This window comes from Enterococcus sp. 1001283B150225_161107_E12 (assembly GCF_015556925.1).
Classification (GTDB): Bacteria; Bacillota; Bacilli; order Lactobacillales; family Enterococcaceae; genus Enterococcus_B; species Enterococcus_B mundtii.
In genome coordinates this window covers 66,856-83,998 of record NZ_JADNNI010000017.1, presented here as the reverse complement: position 1 = coordinate 83,998, position 17,143 = coordinate 66,856, and the positions used below count along the sequence as shown (strand labels likewise).

15 protein-coding genes are annotated in these 17,143 nt (G+C 38.1%); 1 reads left to right on the top strand and 14 read right to left on the bottom strand.

Going from position 1 to position 17,143, the window contains the following annotated elements; genetic code table 11:
• From I2F89_RS15795 to I2F89_RS12370, 10 genes are all read right to left on the bottom strand, one after another.
• Window positions 1-92: hypothetical protein (locus I2F89_RS15795; protein ID WP_195514418.1), on the bottom strand; the 92-nt coding region annotated here is incomplete at its 3' end.
• 389 nt (window positions 93-481) lie between these two features.
• Window positions 482-1,171, bottom strand: coding sequence for a D-allulose 6-phosphate 3-epimerase (gene alsE / locus I2F89_RS12410; protein WP_195514417.1), 690 nt, complete (start codon window positions 1,169-1,171; stop codon window positions 482-484).
• Window positions 1,172-1,825: a fructose-6-phosphate aldolase gene (gene fsa, locus I2F89_RS12405; RefSeq protein ID WP_074800904.1), complete on the bottom strand. Its 654-nt coding sequence runs from the start codon at window positions 1,823-1,825 to the stop codon at window positions 1,172-1,174.
• Window positions 1,826-1,856: 31 nt separating this feature from the next.
• Entirely contained in the window at window positions 1,857-2,957 is a 1,101-nt protein-coding gene (locus tag I2F89_RS12400; RefSeq protein ID WP_010734015.1) for a PTS fructose transporter subunit IIC, read from the bottom strand.
• Window positions 2,958-2,982: 25 nt separating this feature from the next.
• On the bottom strand, window positions 2,983-3,297 hold the full coding sequence (locus I2F89_RS12395) for a PTS fructose transporter subunit IIB (protein WP_010734014.1): 315 nt from the start codon (window positions 3,295-3,297) through the stop codon (window positions 2,983-2,985).
• 21 nt (window positions 3,298-3,318) lie between these two features.
• Window positions 3,319-3,768 carry a fructose PTS transporter subunit IIA gene (locus I2F89_RS12390; protein ID WP_071867927.1) on the bottom strand — a complete coding sequence of 150 codons (450 nt, stop codon included), beginning with the start codon at window positions 3,766-3,768 and terminating at the stop codon, window positions 3,319-3,321.
• Between the two features lie 15 nt (window positions 3,769-3,783).
• The gene (locus I2F89_RS12385) at window positions 3,784-4,095 is read right to left on the bottom strand and encodes a PTS fructose transporter subunit IIB (protein WP_019722933.1); all 312 of its coding nucleotides are present in this window, start codon (window positions 4,093-4,095) and stop codon (window positions 3,784-3,786) included.
• Between the two features lie 30 nt (window positions 4,096-4,125).
• Window positions 4,126-4,536, bottom strand: a complete 411-nt coding sequence (locus I2F89_RS12380) for a PTS sugar transporter subunit IIA (RefSeq protein WP_071867928.1) — start codon at window positions 4,534-4,536, stop codon at window positions 4,126-4,128.
• The gene (locus I2F89_RS12375) at window positions 4,526-6,010 is read right to left on the bottom strand and encodes a BglG family transcription antiterminator (RefSeq protein WP_195514416.1); all 1,485 of its coding nucleotides are present in this window, start codon (window positions 6,008-6,010) and stop codon (window positions 4,526-4,528) included. Before I2F89_RS12375 ends, I2F89_RS12380 begins: the two co-directional genes overlap by 11 nt.
• A 1,164-nt stretch (window positions 6,011-7,174) precedes the next feature.
• The gene (locus tag I2F89_RS12370) at window positions 7,175-9,502 is read right to left on the bottom strand and encodes a WxL domain-containing protein (RefSeq protein WP_071867930.1); all 2,328 of its coding nucleotides are present in this window, start codon (window positions 9,500-9,502) and stop codon (window positions 7,175-7,177) included.
• 540 nt (window positions 9,503-10,042) lie between these two features.
• Here I2F89_RS12370 and I2F89_RS12365 point away from each other — a divergent pair.
• Window positions 10,043-11,530, top strand: a complete 1,488-nt coding sequence (locus tag I2F89_RS12365) for a helix-turn-helix domain-containing protein (protein WP_071867931.1) — start codon at window positions 10,043-10,045, stop codon at window positions 11,528-11,530.
• 138 nt (window positions 11,531-11,668) lie between these two features.
• Here the strand turns inward: I2F89_RS12365 and I2F89_RS12360 are convergent, their stop codons facing one another.
• The 4 genes from I2F89_RS12360 to I2F89_RS12345 form a co-directional block, all read right to left on the bottom strand.
• On the bottom strand, window positions 11,669-12,454 hold the full coding sequence (locus I2F89_RS12360) for a class A sortase (protein WP_071867932.1): 786 nt from the start codon (window positions 12,452-12,454) through the stop codon (window positions 11,669-11,671).
• A gap of 92 nt (window positions 12,455-12,546) precedes the next feature.
• On the bottom strand, window positions 12,547-14,979 hold the full coding sequence (locus tag I2F89_RS12355; RefSeq protein WP_071867933.1) for a hypothetical protein: 2,433 nt from the start codon (window positions 14,977-14,979) through the stop codon (window positions 12,547-12,549).
• A gap of 225 nt (window positions 14,980-15,204) precedes the next feature.
• Window positions 15,205-15,669 carry a hypothetical protein gene (locus tag I2F89_RS12350; protein WP_071867934.1) on the bottom strand — a complete coding sequence of 155 codons (465 nt, stop codon included), beginning with the start codon at window positions 15,667-15,669 and terminating at the stop codon, window positions 15,205-15,207.
• Window positions 15,635-16,999, bottom strand: a complete 1,365-nt coding sequence (locus tag I2F89_RS12345; protein ID WP_071867935.1) for a helix-turn-helix domain-containing protein — start codon at window positions 16,997-16,999, stop codon at window positions 15,635-15,637. The genes I2F89_RS12350 and I2F89_RS12345 overlap by 35 nt, the downstream gene beginning before the upstream one ends.
• Between the last annotated feature and the right edge of the window lie 144 nt (window positions 17,000-17,143).

The following is a 17,143-nucleotide window of genomic DNA, read 5'->3' as shown; positions in this document are numbered from 1 at the left end:
AACCCCGGATGTCCTGAATTTGCTTTTTGTACTGCATCAACACTCAATGTACGGATCGTATTCACACCAAGCTGATCTACTTTATCAAACAATATAATTCCTCCTTGTTCATTTCTATAAAATAATGTCCATTCCTTAAATTTCACTTTGAAAATAAGACAGAAGAATCAAAAATGAATGAGGCATTCTCGATTTTCCTGTCTTATTACTCGATGGTGACCGACTTTCTCACGACCTAGATAAATGGTGTTCAAAAAGCCAACTCCTTCAATAGTAAGTCGAAACGTGAAAAAATATGTGAAGCTATTTTCCCACGTTCCGCCTTACTATTCGGAGCTGACCGACTTTCTCACGACCTCTGATAAACGGTGTTCAAGGAGCAACACCTCGGTCATAAGTCAGGAACATCAAAAATGAAAAAGCCATTTTCGATGTTCCTGACTTATGCCTTAGTGCTGAACGCTCCTTTCACAACCTCTTTTTACCCGATCGTTTTCCCAGTCATTTCTTCATAATCGGTTTTCATGATTTCCCATGACTTTTCGATTTTTTCATCTAAACCAAACAAGCCACTGCGACCGACGATATAAATATCTGGCCCTGCTGCATCGATTCGTTTGAAGGATTTACGGTTAGAAGAGCCGTCCATTTCAATCACATAGTTATACTCTTTTTCTTCGCGTAGTTCGCGTAAAGCAACGATCTTATCCAGTGTACTTTCAATAAACCGTTGTCCAGCAAATCCTGGATCGATCGTCATGATCGTGATTTTATCGACCAATTCGATGTATGGGAAGATGGCTTCGATCGGTGTTTCTGGGTTCAAAACGACGCCAGCTTTTAACCCTGCATCATGGATTTGATCGATCAAACGAAAGGCTAAACCATCTAATAGTTCGGCGTGCATACAGATCCATTCACACTTTTGCTCGATTAATTGATTCACCCAAAAACTTTGATCCTTAACCATTAAGTGCACAGACATTGGTAGATTACTGATTTTACGTACCTCGTCAATGAACCATGGAGATAACGTGATATTTGGTACATAATGACCATCCATGATATCGATATGGTAAGAATCGACATGATCATTTAAAAATTCGATTTGTTCTTTGAACTTATCTAAGTCCATCGTCATCAATGAAGGTGAAAATTCCACTTTTCCCATTTATTTGTTCCCTCCTTGAAAGCTTTCCCAGTCCGCCATGAATTGAGCAATCCCTTTATCTGTCAACGGATGGCTCCACAACGTCTGGTACAATGATGGCGGTACAGTAGCAATATGTGCACCAACTAAACTTGCTTTTTCCACATGTTCCGAATTGCGAACACTTGCTGCAATAATTTCTGTAGAAAACCCGTAAGTATCAAGTACTTCACGTAGTTTTGCGACAAGCTCGATCCCGCTCGTTCCGGTATCATCTAATCGTCCTAAAAATGGTGAAATAAATGTCGCACCTGCTTTTGCTGCTAGCAACCCTTGTGCCACAGAGAAAATCAATGTGACATTGGTCTTGATCCCCAATTTAGATAATTCGTTCGTCGCTTTCAATCCTTCTTCTGTCATAGGGATCTTGATCACAATGTTTTCCGCCCATTGGACGATTTCTTTCGCTTCTGCGACCATACCGTCTGCTTCCAAACTAGTCACTTCTGCTGAGACAGGTCCGTCAACGATCGAACAGATTTCTTTGATGACTTCTTCAAACACGCGTCCTTCTTTGGCAATGATCGTCGGATTAGTTGTCACCCCATCGACTAAACCTAGCGCATTGATTTTTTTGATTGCTGTTACATCTGCTGTATCTAGAAAAAATTTCATCGATTTTGCCCCTCTTTTTTACGCACTTATTTTAAAAAATCTGAATATCATCTAAACTGATATCTTCTTCCTCTTTCTCTACTACTAAATCCATTTCTTCTTCCGGCACGTTCTTTTTGATCACAGCTAAAACGACGGCTGTAACTAAGACGTTCACTAAGATCGCGATCACACCTGCCCATGGTCGAGACATCGTTGGGATCATCAAGACACCACCGAAAGGAACCGTTGCATCCGCACCTAAGATCATCGTTGTTGCACCACCAGCAAATCCACCGATAGCTGTTGCGACTACGCCACGTACGATATCGTTCATAACTAAAGGAATCACACCTTCAACGATATTGATGACACCCATTGGTACGGCTGATTTCAATGTTTCTACTTCCACTTTTGTATAGATATTCTTGCGGAACATTTTGGCGATAAAATAAGCTAACCCGAAACCGATCGGTGTGGCTGTATTCACCAATTGCAATGCGGTGATTGGGCCATTCAACCCTTCCGCTTGCATCGTCAAAACAAAGGCAAATACGGTTTTGTTGATTGGACCACCGTAGTCGATCCCACTTAATAAGCCGATCACACCACCAAAAATCAATAAGGAAGAATTGCCTAATCCATCTAAGAAATTCGTTAATAATAGCGTTAATGCTGCGATTGGCGCGCCAATGATATACACCATGACCAAGCCACCAACAATTGAAGCAATAAATGGAATAATCAATGTTGGCATCAATCCTTTTGCCCATTTTGGTACTTTGACATGTTTTAAAATACCTAAAACCAGATACCCTGCTAAGTAACCACCTAAAATCCCACCGATAAAACCAGCACCAATTGCATTTGCTGTTAAACCAATAATGAAACCTGGTGCGATCCCTGGTTTAGCTGCAATAGAATAAGAAATCCCAGTAGCGATCACAACTGGTAATAATCCTAAACCAGCACCACCCATCGTTGCTAATGCATCCCAAATCGAAAACTCTCCTTGTACAAGTGTTCCTTGACTTGTTCCGCCAAATGCCATGCCGATTGCAATTAAGAATCCGGCACCGCATACGATTGGAATCAAATATGAAATCGCTGTCAATAAATGTCCTTTTAAATTTAACTTTTTAATTGCCTCCATTTTTTTGTCTCCCCCATTCTGGTAATTATTGTTGTACGACTACTTCTTCTACTTTTTCAATCAACTTACTCGGTGATTTTACAGCAACTTCTGTCGGTACTTGTACGATTCGTTTTCCTTCAAAACGTTCACGACCACTGATTTTGACATCTACAGCTAAAATCACGACATCTGCTTGACTGATTTGCTCTGCCGTCAATTCATTTTCGATCCCGATCGTTCCTTGTGTTTCTACATGGATCTCATGGCCTGCCTTTTTTGCGGCATTCTCCAACTTTTCTTGCGCAATGTACGTATGAGCGATACCCACCGTACATGCTGCTACTCCAACGATTTTCATTTTTTTCTTCCTCCTCACTCTCTAGCCAAATGCAGCAACTACTTCATCGATTTCTCTTGCAGCAATCAAACGTTCCACCACTTCATCATTTCCTAACTTACGGGCAAATAAGGACAACAATTTTAAATGTTTTTGCGCGCCCTCCGTATCGTCTCCGACTGCAAACAAGATGATCCCTTTCACGCCCTTACCATCTAATGTTTCCCAAGGGATTTCATTTTCGGTCACCCCGATCGCCACACCGACCTTCTTCACATACGCACTTTTTCCATGTGGAATAGCGATATAATTACCGATCCCTGTTTGACCTTGCGCTTCTCGCAAATAAATATCTTTCACAAATGCTTCGACATCCGTAATGTATTCTTGTTCATATAAACGATTGGCTAATTCATACAAGACCTCATCTTTCGTTTTTCCGTTTAAGTTCGTTTTGATGATTGTTGGATCAATGATTTCTTTGATCTCCATTTTCCTCACTCCTCATTAGTTACTGACAACTTCCATTGCTTTTTCGATTAATTTGTTTGGTGATTTTACCGCGATCTCTGTTGGTACTTGGATGATTTTCTTTCCTTCGAAACGTTCCCGTCCACTGATCTTGACATCCACTGCTAGAATCACGATATCGGCTTGATCGATGGCTTCTTGTGGCAATTCATTTTCAATGCCGATCGTTCCTTGGGTTTCGACATGGATCTCATGACCCGCTTTTTTCGCTGCATTCTCTAATTTTTCTTGTGCAATATACGTATGGGCAATACCCACTGTACATGCTGCTACTCCAACGATTTTCATTATTGGTTCCTCCAATTTTTGATAGTATGTTTATCGTTCTGTGAAATTACCTGCTTTCAATTCATCTAGATAGTCAGGATCAGCCAGTTGTCGCATAAAATCAGCAAGCTGTCGTTTGACTGCCAGTGTTTCGTTTTCTGCTAGTAAGACAACGATGATCAATTCCACTTGTAAGATTCGTTCCGACCATTCAGTAATTGGCTGTTGGGGACGAATCACCCAGACCTGTGTTTTGGCTAACGCTGGATGTTCAAGATGAGGTAAAATCACGCCTTCCTCAATTTGGATATCTCCTACCGCTTCTCGTTGAAACAATGCCTGTTGGATCGCTTGTGCCTCTTCTTTTGAAGCAGGAAAGACATGTTGACTGACCCATTCATAGGTTTCTGCCTTTGACGTTAATGCAATCTGATCGAATGTTTCTACGAAATTATCTATCATGATAAATATCCTCGATTTTCTTTTGGATTCTTGACTGATCATCAGCGGTCAACATCGCACTAACGATCAAAGATTGAACAGGAAACGCTTCTTTCAACCCAACTGTCGTTAAAATCAACTCGATTCCTGGCGTCTTTTCTAACACCGATTGATAATTTTTAGTGCTGATCACATCCACGATCTCTAGTTCAGGAAATTTTTTGGCTAACTTCACCTTCAATAATTCAGAAGTCCCTACGCCTGTTGTACACATGATCAGTGTTTGGATCGGAAATTGGTGCGTCTCGATCATTCGTGCAAAATACAAGGTGATAAACCCGATCTCATCAGGTGTGATCGTTGGTAACTGAAACGTTTGACTCACCTGTTCCGACACTTCAGCGACAGTATTAAAAATCGTTTCATACGTTAATTGGATTTGATCCAACAAACTATTTTTCACTCTGATTTGATGACGCAATCGATTGACCAAAGGTTTGATATGATTAGCAAGATCTGTAAAAATCATCTCATTCGCTACATTGAGATTCAGCTTCTCACCTACTTGGTACAAATAATAAGAAGTAATCTCCAACACTTCTTCTGTAAACGTTTGCGTTTTAGCTTGGTTATTATCCGTTCTGGAAGAAAGTAAATATTGATAGAGATAGTAGATCTCACTTACTGGTAATTTCGTTTTCAAATACACTTCCACTTGGCGGATCACTTCGATGGCAATATCGCGAATCAAAGATTCATTATCTAAAACTTGTAATTGTTCCATCGTTAATTTTTCTCCAGTGGCTTGATAATTCGTTTTTCTTGCGCGGCGTACCGCAATGTATAGATGGGAGAAAATATTGATATTATATGGGTAAGGAATCGTGCCATTTAATTTCTTTTCAATCAGCTTGATCTGTTCGATGACAAAATTCGCATCATACCGATTGAAGTCGAATTCATCCGATAAAGCGATTTCATCAATATCGAAAATATTCAATCGTTGAATCAACTCAGTGATCGCTCGACGGATATTCTCTTCCTTTCCTTCGATGGCTAATGTCCGATTTTTGCGGATCAATTGCAGATCATACGCTGAAATCCGTTCCGCAATGATTTTTTCATCATTCGCGATCGCTGAATCACCAACATAATAGGTTTGATACAAATCAATGACTTTAAGGGCTTTCGGCGAGGATAATAATAATTCTTCCATCACATTATTTTGCCGTTCTGACGGTAGCACTTCCACAGAAGACACAATTGTTTGGTTCGTCTGTGCAATATATTTTTCATAATCCAGTTTGTACCCCCGACCCTTTTCAGACAAAATCAGTGGCCCATTCGGAAACTCGTCATTTATTTTTTTAACCAAGCGGTAGACCGTCTTGGTAGAGGTACTCATTAACTCTGCCAACACTTCAGCAGTAATATAATCTCTTTGCTTTGATAAAAGAAGCGTTAATTTATTCCCTCGATCCATTTGACTAGTCATAGCTCTATCCCCCCCCGTATCTTTATCATAAGCGATTTTTTTTATTCTGCTTCACTACATAATGTCCCTTGCAGCGGACAAAATGTATTCGGTTACACAAGGTTATGAAAGAAGTGGTCAGCACTGAGTAATAAGACAGAAAAATCGAAAATGGCTTTTTCATTTTTGATTTTTTTGGCTTATTATTGAAGTGTTGCTTCTTGAACACCGTTTATCATAGGTTGTGAGAAAAGCGTTTTGACCTGAGCAGTAAGATGGAAAATCAGAAAATAACTTTTCATATTTTTTGATTTTTCAGCTTAATGTTGAAGGTCAGCTTTTCGAACACCGTTTATCAGGTTGTGAGAAAGCCGGTCAGCTCCGAATAGTAAGGCGGAACGTGGGAAAATAGCTTTCCATATTTTTTCACGTTTCGACTTACTATTGAAGGAGCTGGCTTTCGAACACCGTTTATCTAGGTTGTGAAAGAAGCGTTCAGCACTGAGTAATAAGACAGAAAAATCGAAAATGGCTTTTTCATTTTTGATTTTTTTGGCTTATTATTGAAGTGTTGCTTCTTGAACACCGTTTATCATAGGTTGTGAGAAAAGCGTTTTGACCTGAGCAGTAAGATGGAAAATCAGAAAATAACTTTTCATATTTTTTATTTTTCAGCTTACTCTTGAAGGTCAGCTATTTTAACAACCAAATAGTTATATTTTTTGAAACTAAAGATAACTATATGAAAACATAACATTTTGCTCATCAATTTTAAAGCGAACATCATAAATATCCTTTTGAAATATTTTTGATAAGAGATTTTATTTCCCTCATTTGGCTTGATTTAATCGTAATTCCAACTTAAATCACTTGAACAACCTCACAGCTTTAAAATAACTATCACTATTAAATAAGATAACTTTCTTACCAAACTCATGATTTACAAATAAGTTAAACAAGTGGACTCACAAATCACGTAATGTCTTTACTATCGGATACACAATCTGTCACAGAGATAGCTTCCATGCAAATAAGGCGATATCCATAAAAATTCCAATGATTTTTATGGATATCACCTTATTTATTGAGATTAACAACTACCGTCCCACCTCAATTTTTTGATTGTTAAATATTGATTTTTTGAGGATTACCGCTTTTAACAGCAATGAAAAACGGTATTTCTCATCAATTTGCTGGTACATCACTTAATGACCAATTGATGGTCGCTTGGTAAGGTTTTCCTACCGCTATTTTATCGCCATCGACCTGCAACTGGACATCTTCATAACTTAACTCCCAAGCACCTTGACCAGTTCCAGCGGCGGCATCCATGACAGAAACCGCAGCACCATCTTCTTGTAATGTAAAGTCAAGCGCTTGAGGTGCTTTTGCAGTATTCTCTGTCGTTGTGTTTAAAGTGCCTGCATGAAAACTGATACTTGCACCTTTTAAGAATGTACCGAACGGTGCAGTCTCCAAATCAGCCATTGTATCACTCGTAAATTGTTGTGACATTGATGCTGTAACGTGCCAACCTTTGTTTGTATAGGATTCATCGGTGACTTTTAAACCCGTCTGTGTCTCACTGCCGTATGAGTGAGTTCCCGATTTCAATGTCTGTGTGCCAAACTCAACAGTTGGTACTTCATCAAGTGTTGGCATAGCTGGCGGCGCTGTGACATTTAGAGTAAAAGCTACAGTGCCTGCTTGGTAGTACTTATTCGCCCCAGCGGCTAAAGCCTCACTCAGACTTCCATACGTGTTTCCATCAGGTGCTGTCACATCTTTGATTGTGACACCAGCAGGAAGTTCAGGTAACTGCTCGCTAGGATCTTTGATGACCCCACCAGTTACACCTACCTCAGAAGGAATGTCTGGTAAACTTGGTGCTACAGCTCGCGTACTATCGACATAATTGTAGGAAAAGCTCGCAGAGGCACGTTCAGCTGTCAGATAAATACTAAAATGGTTTGCCCACTTGTTATTCGATAGGTCATCAAATGTAGGATTAGCTACAATCGCAGAAGCTAGATCTGGATATGTCTGCCCATTCTTTCCATCTGGCCCCACGATATGATCCACTTTATAGCCAGCTGGTACAGTCAACGAAGGAATATTCGTAATTGAATGACCAAAATCACCGGTAACCAATGCTGGATTTGGGACCGGTAAAGTTGCCGCTACTCCTTCTGTTACTATCATAGTTGAAGACGGATCGCCTCCAGTTAACCCAGTGATAGCATCTGTGACAATACCCGTTCCTGGTGTTTTTTCAGTGTAGTATGTCTTAAAATCCGCCGTTTCGGCTATCGGTGAATAGTACACATTGATTGCATTAGGGTTTGCTTCATTATATTCATCATAGTTTGCGACTTTGATTGAAGTAGAAGAAGAAAAATTATAGCCATTGATTCTAGGCACAACAAATGTGTAATTATCTGATGCATTTGCGAGACTATTTGTTACACCAATCGTATCCCCAGTATTCGCAGTGATTTTCGCAGCAGTTACACCTTTGATTGGCTGATTCGTCGTTTTATCAATAAAATTCACCGGGAAAGTAACTGTTCCGCGTGTTGCAGAGAACGATGCATTCTTAGAAGCATTCGCTCCTTGAATGACTCCTGTGTTATTTCCGGTAATGGCTAAACTCCCAAATGACATGTTCTTTTTTAGGGTGATTGTTCTTGAAATTGTTTGTGGTTTGTATGCGCCATTGTTGTTATACCCACTATCTGGTGCTGCAGTAAGACTCAGTGTACCCGTATAAGTACCATTTTTATTATCCACAATATTTGACCATGTCATTGTTTGCGTTTCAGAACTCCATCTAGTACTTCCTGAACCTTGAAATTGTAACGGTGCCGATATTTGTACCCACGGCACAGTGGTAGAACTTGATTGTTCGATTGCGCCATTAGCATCTGTTTTACGAATTTCAATTTTATCTTGTCCTTTATTGGTGCCACTTGGTCCATCAAATGTTCCGTTATACCAAATATCACGTCCTATAAAGAAACTATCTTTCAAGCCTGCAATTCCTAGCTGCTGTCCTGTTGCATTGGGTGCATTTTGTTTGATCATGTCATTATTTGCCGGAGTCAAAAAGAATCCCGATGCATCCCCCATTTTCCAGACATCTGCTTTATCATACCAATAGGGCGTTTTGATTGTTAATGGTTTAGAAAAATCAAGTGTTGCTCTGATTGATTGATACACCCATGAATTTTTAACTGAGTTCGCTAACCATAAATAATTATTTCCCGAAGGATCCCATTTCCACCATTTGCTGTCACCAGCTAAGATATTCCAGTTATTAGCATTCTGTTGGAATCCGCTATCCAATTCATGGTTGCCTGTATCGGAATTTCCCCCAGGTTCTAATGCTCCCGAAGTAATTACAGCAGCTTCGACCTTCAGCTCAATTCTATGGCTCAAAAGAGTAAGGGTTGGTAGGAAAAAAATTGACATTCCAACAATCACTCGAGCCAGTATTTTTTTCTTTTTGTACATAAATGTTCTCTTCTTTCTTTGGGATAGTTAACCCACTTCATAATTCACTTAGACTATGGTATGTATTCAACAACAAAAAAATATCTAATAAATCACTTGATTAATCACTATATAACGTTACCTGTCATCTACTTTTTCATCTTCATTTTTAGATGTTCATGTAAAGAAATGATGTCTCGCATGAATATTTCTTATGTTCCCTAATACTTACCATATTTAAAACTCATCTTGATTTATAGTAGCAGAAAAGACTCGGTCATTATTATATTTTTTTTGAAAAAAAAAGGAAAATATCACACAGATATTCATTTTAAAAAGATTCAAATCCTTCCTACAAAAAACATTCGAACAAACGATATAATATAAACATTCCAGAAAAGAAATACCATTTTTTTGAAGTTGGTAGTAGCACACATATTCCCTTATGAGAATTTTTTTATTAAGTGTAGATTACATTAGGATTTCCCTTCATATATCTATATAATATGAGTAAAAGAAAACTTATTTTCAATTAGATATAAACTCAATGGGGGTGAGAGCATGAGAGAGTATTTTTTCAACTATAAAGAAAAGGAAATCATACAATTCTTCCAATATTGTTACATAAACAAAAAAGAATACTATCCTAAAAAAAGTATCCAAGAGGCACTCAATATTTCAGAATATCGCTATAAAGCGATTGGTAATAGTGTGGAAGAAATCAAATTAAAATACCCTACTTTTCAATTTCAATATGACAAACATGGATTGTCTATTCATTTTTCAAAAGAATTTTTATTGCTCAAAGTTTATATTCTACTGTTTAAAGAAACCGTAGGATTTAAATTTCTCCTCTCTATTTATAATGAAAATTTTCAGAATTTGGATCGTTTTGCTGAATCCGTCCACCTGCATCAACAAAGCGTTCTACCTAAACTTAAACCCATTCGTATGTTATTAAAAGAATACTCACTTGAATATTTATTGTTTAAGAAGAAAATCAGTGGCGATGAATATCGTACTCGTCATTTTTTCTTTACGCTGTTCTGGCATTTACATGACGAAGAAGATCCAATTATCCCTGAATATCCTGAAAGTTTTCAGGCTCTAGCAACTATGATTCATGAATGTCTCCCCATGCATTCTCATGAAGACATACGTAAACTTTATCTATTTATGAAAATCACGCAACATCGATTGAAAAATGGCTATATGATCACTGAATTGCCAGAAGTGATTGCTAAAGTAAGAAATCCTTTAATTTCTTATGAGGTTTTTAAACAACAAATACAAGGAAAAGAAATAACTAATCTTTTTTTCAAAAAAAATCTGAATGAAGTTGAGATCAATTATCTGTACTATGTGTTTACCGTCGTACCAACTTATACTTGTTTTGAAGAAAAATTACCACCTTTTCGTGACTTTTATAACAAAGAATACAACAAAATTGAACAAACGATTTTCCACCAGTTATCTCAACATATGAAACGAAAATTAACGACACAAGAAGAAGATTTTCTTTCCGTCAATATAATCTATCGAACGACTTATTTTCTCAGTTATGGCAGTGACGAGTTTGTGCCTCCTTATTCCGACTTAGAGTACTTTGATTTTAATGATCCGACTAGAAACCATTACCATAAAATCATAGATGAGATCATCGCACAAATGCCATTGAAGGAAGAAAAATGGCAACGGATCATTACTAGTCAGTCTTTTCGTTCGTCGCTTTTCCAACTATTGTCGTGTGTTCTTGAAATACACCATGAACCGGTAAAAGTAGCAATACTATCTAAATTCGGAAAAATCCATAAGACAGAGCTAAGTAGCTACTTGATAAAACTCAATCCTCGACCGATTGAAATAGTTGCGTATGATCAATCTCCTGATATTATTTTTTGTGACTTTCCACTAAAAGAGGGACGAATACTCAATCCACAGGCAGAAATCTTTTTTATAAGTGTGAAACCGACACCGTCTCAATGGCTTGAAATAGTGAATTTCATTGATGCAGTTCGAACAAAAAAACAATTTGGTTATTTGTTATAAAATAAAAAATAAGCTGCCAAAACCTAAGTTTGGCAGCCTAATCTATCTAAAATCTCGATTATCCACCATCCTGTACAACTGAAACCTTATCAAACGAAAGGGCAATAACGCTGATAAACTTTTTTGGAGTGTCTTCAGTCACGTACGCCAAACGAAAATCAAGAAGAAAGTAGCTATAAGAATCAAACTAATGAATGGTAGCAGAAACGTAGTGATATATTGCTGACCTTCTACGTTTTTTATTGTTGCAGCCGTTTGGCTGAACTGGCTAGCATTCGGTGATTTCCCTTTGACCTTTCGCGCTTGAATAAACACGCGTCTTGAGGTTTGCTGCACTTGATCACATGTTACTAAGAAAAGGTAATCTGCTCCCTTATTCGCAAGTTGATCAATGTCTTTTTCATCAATCACCGTATTTTCTTCTACCAAGTATTGGTAATAGTGATCAAAATATTGAACATAGATCACATCTCCCTTTTTTAGCTCATCGATTCGAGCAAACAAAAGATTATACTCACCTACATGGTGTCCAATAAGTGTCAATGTCCCTCTTTCAGGTTCACGTTCAGGAAACAAGTCGACAACACCATTGATCATATTTTTTGTCGTTAGTCCAACAAAAATCGGTTGTATGATCTTTACATTTGGAATCACTATCTGACCAATTGCTGAGGTATTTTTTTCTGTTGTATGCGTAAAGATATCTTTAACATTCAAGCGCTCGATCTTCTCTGGTACGTCAATTATTTTTGGTAAATTTGTTCGAAACGCCGTCTGTGTCAATTGTGCATGTGTCGAAATCATAAAATATTTTGAAAATGGAATAGCAAAAAGTATGAGTGAGAGCATCAACAGAAAACTGATCACAAGTTTTAAAGTAACATTGCTCTTTACATATCCCGTTGGTCTATACTTGCTACTCATTGTTTCTACCTCCATTCGTTCAAAAATAAGCTAACTGCAGTTTATTGTCATTTTTTACATGTGATTTCAGCAGAGTGATTTCGAAAGATTTTTTAAGGCGCTAAAATCAAGGACCAGCTGAGAGTTCCAGTAAAACGAGTATTCGTTTTTTGATTAATTACAGGAGCTTCTAAGAAAAATCTTTGATTGACCCAACTATCTGATATATCTGTAAGACCAGTAGATGGTGCATTTTGATTAAAAATGATCAATGGACTACTACTTAAAAATTGATTGCTTGTTCCATCATAAAATCCTAGCCTACCATCAAAAGAGATCCCATTCAAAACAGTTTGGCCAGTTGCATCTACTTCATGAATTGCTTCCCTTTGAGCCACTGCCACAGACCAATTCGATTGATAACTTGAATCTCGACTGTCATTTACCGCAATCTTATCGTCTAGCTTTCCTACGAGTCGCTGTGTTTGGCTCGTTACTTCATTAAGACCAAAGTCAATCGTATGTGGCACAGTCAAGTTAATCTCCCCGCGATCAAGCAAATGGACAATAAATTCGCCTTGATCGACAAAATACGGATTTTCCATTTGTGCATCAGTTATATTATCGTAGGTCTTGCCATTAGGACCAGTTACAGTCTTGATTATTAGGTGGTCTTCCACTTGATCATTCACATCTTTAACAATGTCTGGTAGGTTTTCCCCGGTAGTTCCTTTGTACGATATAGTTTCAGGCAACGCAAAATTTTGCGACGGATCTATTTTCGCAAAAATAATTTGTACCATACTATCTGTACGTGGAGCTAACTGGACAGTAAACGTATTTTTCTCTTGTGTCATCGACGGATAGCTCTTCAATGCTTCAGCAATTGTCTGTTTCTCACTGCCGTCTGGACATGTTACCTTTGCCACTTGATACCCAAGAGGTACATTAGTCATAATTTGTGCTTCTGTCGTCGAAATCTTATCGCCGACATACCCATTTTCAAGAATACTTTTTGGAATACTTGGTGTATGTTGCGCTGTCGGATCATAAGCAAAATCAAAAGTGGTTGTTGCAGGTGATGACTTTTGTTCATACGTAATGGTCAGCACGTTCTTATCCGTTTTACTTACCAATACATCTTCTGCACGAATTGGGCTATAGCCGCTGATTGGCTTCGCATCATACGACCAGCGCGCATTGGCCGCATCCGGTGACAAGCCGTTTACTCCGATCATTGTGTCAACATTTGCTTTGATCGTCGTATTAGTGGCAATGCTTTTCCCACTTTCATCGACATAGTGGACTTCAACAGATGAAGTCGCCACCCCAAATGAGTAATCACCAACCTTAACCGAAGTCGTTAGCGGTTGAGAAGGATAATCTGGAAATGACTGACCGGCAGAAGAGACCGCTTTTCCATGTCCAATTCCTAGCGTCCAATAAGTATTTCTGCCAATACCCAATGAATATATCTGACCTTTTAACTGAGAAGGTATGGTTGTTTGAAAAACAGGCGTCGATCCGACTGCCGCAGATGCTAGATTCCCTATTCCAGTAAAACCTTTGGGAAGTTTCGCACTAGAAGTAATCGTGAGTAAACCGGAGCTTGCAGTATATTTGACACTATAGGTAGCACTTGTAAAATCTTCTGAAGGAGTAGCAATTTCTACACCATTTTCTGCAATAGTCTGGCTATAACCACTAGCTAAGGTGGTTGAACTTCCTCCTTTTTTCCAAATAAATGTCTTTCCTGGATTCTTTGGATCGAACATAGTAGCGCCGCCTTCATAATAAGTCACTCCCAATCGATCGACATTTACATAAGCCATTCTCATGGAGCTCAATTGATCTCCTGAGGCATTCAATCCAAATGCATTTGGGATTTCTGATATTAGATATCCTAATGTAGGGCCTGTTAGGGTAAGTGTTGGCAAGACCGTGCCGCCCATCGGAAATGGCACAGTCCCACCATTCTCATAATTTAACCAATCTTCTGCTCGTAAAGGAGCAAAGTATAACCCTGTTCCTTTGTTACCATAACCCGTACTTCCATCAATCCCATAGGTCATTGTAAAATCAGATGTCCAATCAATCATCGCATCTAAAAAAATGGCTGCTTGCCCGTAAGGTCCTTTTTTTTGTTTGGTGTTGATCTCCGAATTGACGGTCATTCCTGGTGGATTATCCGTACTTGTCAATACGGCTTTTCCAGTTGAATCAAATACTGGATCGACTGCTTTTAGCCCAACGGACGTCCCATTAATATCTGGCATATTCCCTGCCTCATATTCATAGTTTCCAGATCCAAATTTCTTTCTGGAAGAATAGGACATCCAATCTCTCGCAGCCAGAGAACCATCTCCTGTAATTTCCCCATAATCATCAGTTTGTGTGATTGTACTAATATCCTGATTCACTACTTCCTTCGTCTGTGCATTGACTTGCATTGAGATCAATGGTGCAGAAATAAATACAACCGTACTTAACACTAAACCAGTTAGTCGATTTCGATTTTGTCTTACTCTTTTTTTCCCTATCTTCATTTTCATCTCCGTACTTACCTTCGTATGTTTAAATTAGTATTTTCAATATCATCTAAACTTGTCTTACACCCACAAGAATCAAGTATCTCAACAATGTTGGATAAACCAGTGCTGAACTGGCTGACTTATCTTTAAATAAATGGTAACTATCAAACATCATCCCAACTTTATCTACATTTTTGTACTAGCAGCAACTGGCCATTTTGGTCACGTCATCTTTCCCCACTATCCGTCAATACCAAAGAGCATTTTTCCGGACAATGCTGCTAGCATCATCCCCGTATTCGTTTTTCCCACTCTTGCATCTTCATTCGATCCAGCAGTAGAGTGCGTTTTTTTATTTAGTACCACACGCTCTACTGGACGAAAAAAATCATCTTTCTTCACTACTGCTTTTGATTCTTTCAATTGTTTTTGCTGGTTCACATGAGGTTGTGGGACTTGTTTTGTTTCCTCATTTTTTTCTATTTGTTTTTTCTCAGGTGAAGTTACTGTTGCTTCCTCTGGAAGTTGAATATGTTCTGGATTTTTTGGTGTAACCGATTCGGAAGGATTGACTGGATTAAGTATTTCTTCCTCTGCTAGAGCTACCGTGTAATTCGTCTGAAGAAAAAGAACCAAAAAGATACCCGCATAAAGATAACCTTTACTAATTTTATTCATTGATAATTTCGGTTTGTTTTTCATCATTCTTCCCACTCTTCTTTATTTTGACATGTACAATCAAATCGCCCAATTTTTCCCAATCAGAAGATGTAGGAGGTGATAACCAAATCACCTGATGACGATGACTATGAAGCTTTAACATATCTGAAATATAAATATCCGCTTCTTCTTCTGTCGCTCCAATATACGATTCGATATTCAACTTACCGAAAGCATCCACTTGTTCTTGAATGTAGCGGCTGTAACTTTGACCAAAGGAAAAATCGATCACGATTTTTACTTTAGGCGAAAGTAGTTCGATAGGTAAACTAGATAAAAAAAGAAATATATATTCTTTTGCTAATTCATCATAATTTGCCTTAACAGTATCCGTACACCATTCAAATTCTAATAATTCTTGCACGATTCGGTAAGCAAGTGTTTCTGCTAATTGATAGTTTTCTTTGATAAATGAAAATTGTTGAATCGTTGAATTTTCAAAATTTGTCCGCTTCTGAAACAACAGTTTATTATGAATCAATGAAAGTTCCTTAGTCACCTCATGCGTGACACCCCAAGAGGTAATTGCTTGAAATTCAGTTAAGACGCTATGAATAACTTTCTGGTTCAAGATCTCTATTGTTTCTGTTTGCACCAGTTGACAATAAGGAGACAAATTTTCACTACTAATGAAGTATAATAATTCGTAAACTTCTGATTCTTGTAAGTTTTGGAAATATGGATTCAATACTTCTGTGATATTTTGTACTAATTCTTTTTTTTGACAGGTTGATACGATTTTTTCCCCATGATGACCAAAATGATTTCTGACCTTTAAAACAAACAAACGATACAGCAACTTAACCTGCTGAGAATTTGAAAGATCATCGTCAAGAAAGTGAGTGATTAAAGAAAGTTGATGAATGATTTCGACCAATTCATCTTTCATACTATCTGTAAAAGGATACGCATTTACTCCATAAAGCGTGTAGTAATAGCCATACAAAAACGATTGGATATCTCTTTCTTTTCCCACGAATTGACAACTGCTAGAAATTTCTATCTCAAAAATTTCCAATAATTCATTTGCTTTAGCCATAATCTTATAAACAGTTGCCCGCGAAGCATACAGTACGTCTTCTAGATCAAACGTATTTTCCACTTGTTCCATAAGTACTGCCTTGATTAACGGCGTCAACTTACTTTGGCTCGCATAACAGCTAATCAAACAAGAGATGTTCGCAAATGTCTTTCGTGTATATTTTACAGTCTTGGGCTTTACCCCAGTTTCGATCACGAACTGATCGGCTAAATCAAATTCTTTCACATCTGCTTGAACATCTTTTATGCAACTTTCTAACTCGTATCTATTCATCTTCAACTCCTCCATTACATTGGCTTGTAACAGAGGAACTGAAGCATGAGCATCCAGATAGAAGAGGAGTCTAAGTCTGCCTATGGATTTTTTATCTAGAAATTCCAACATCATTTTGTGTCACCTTTTCTAACTGACAGAATC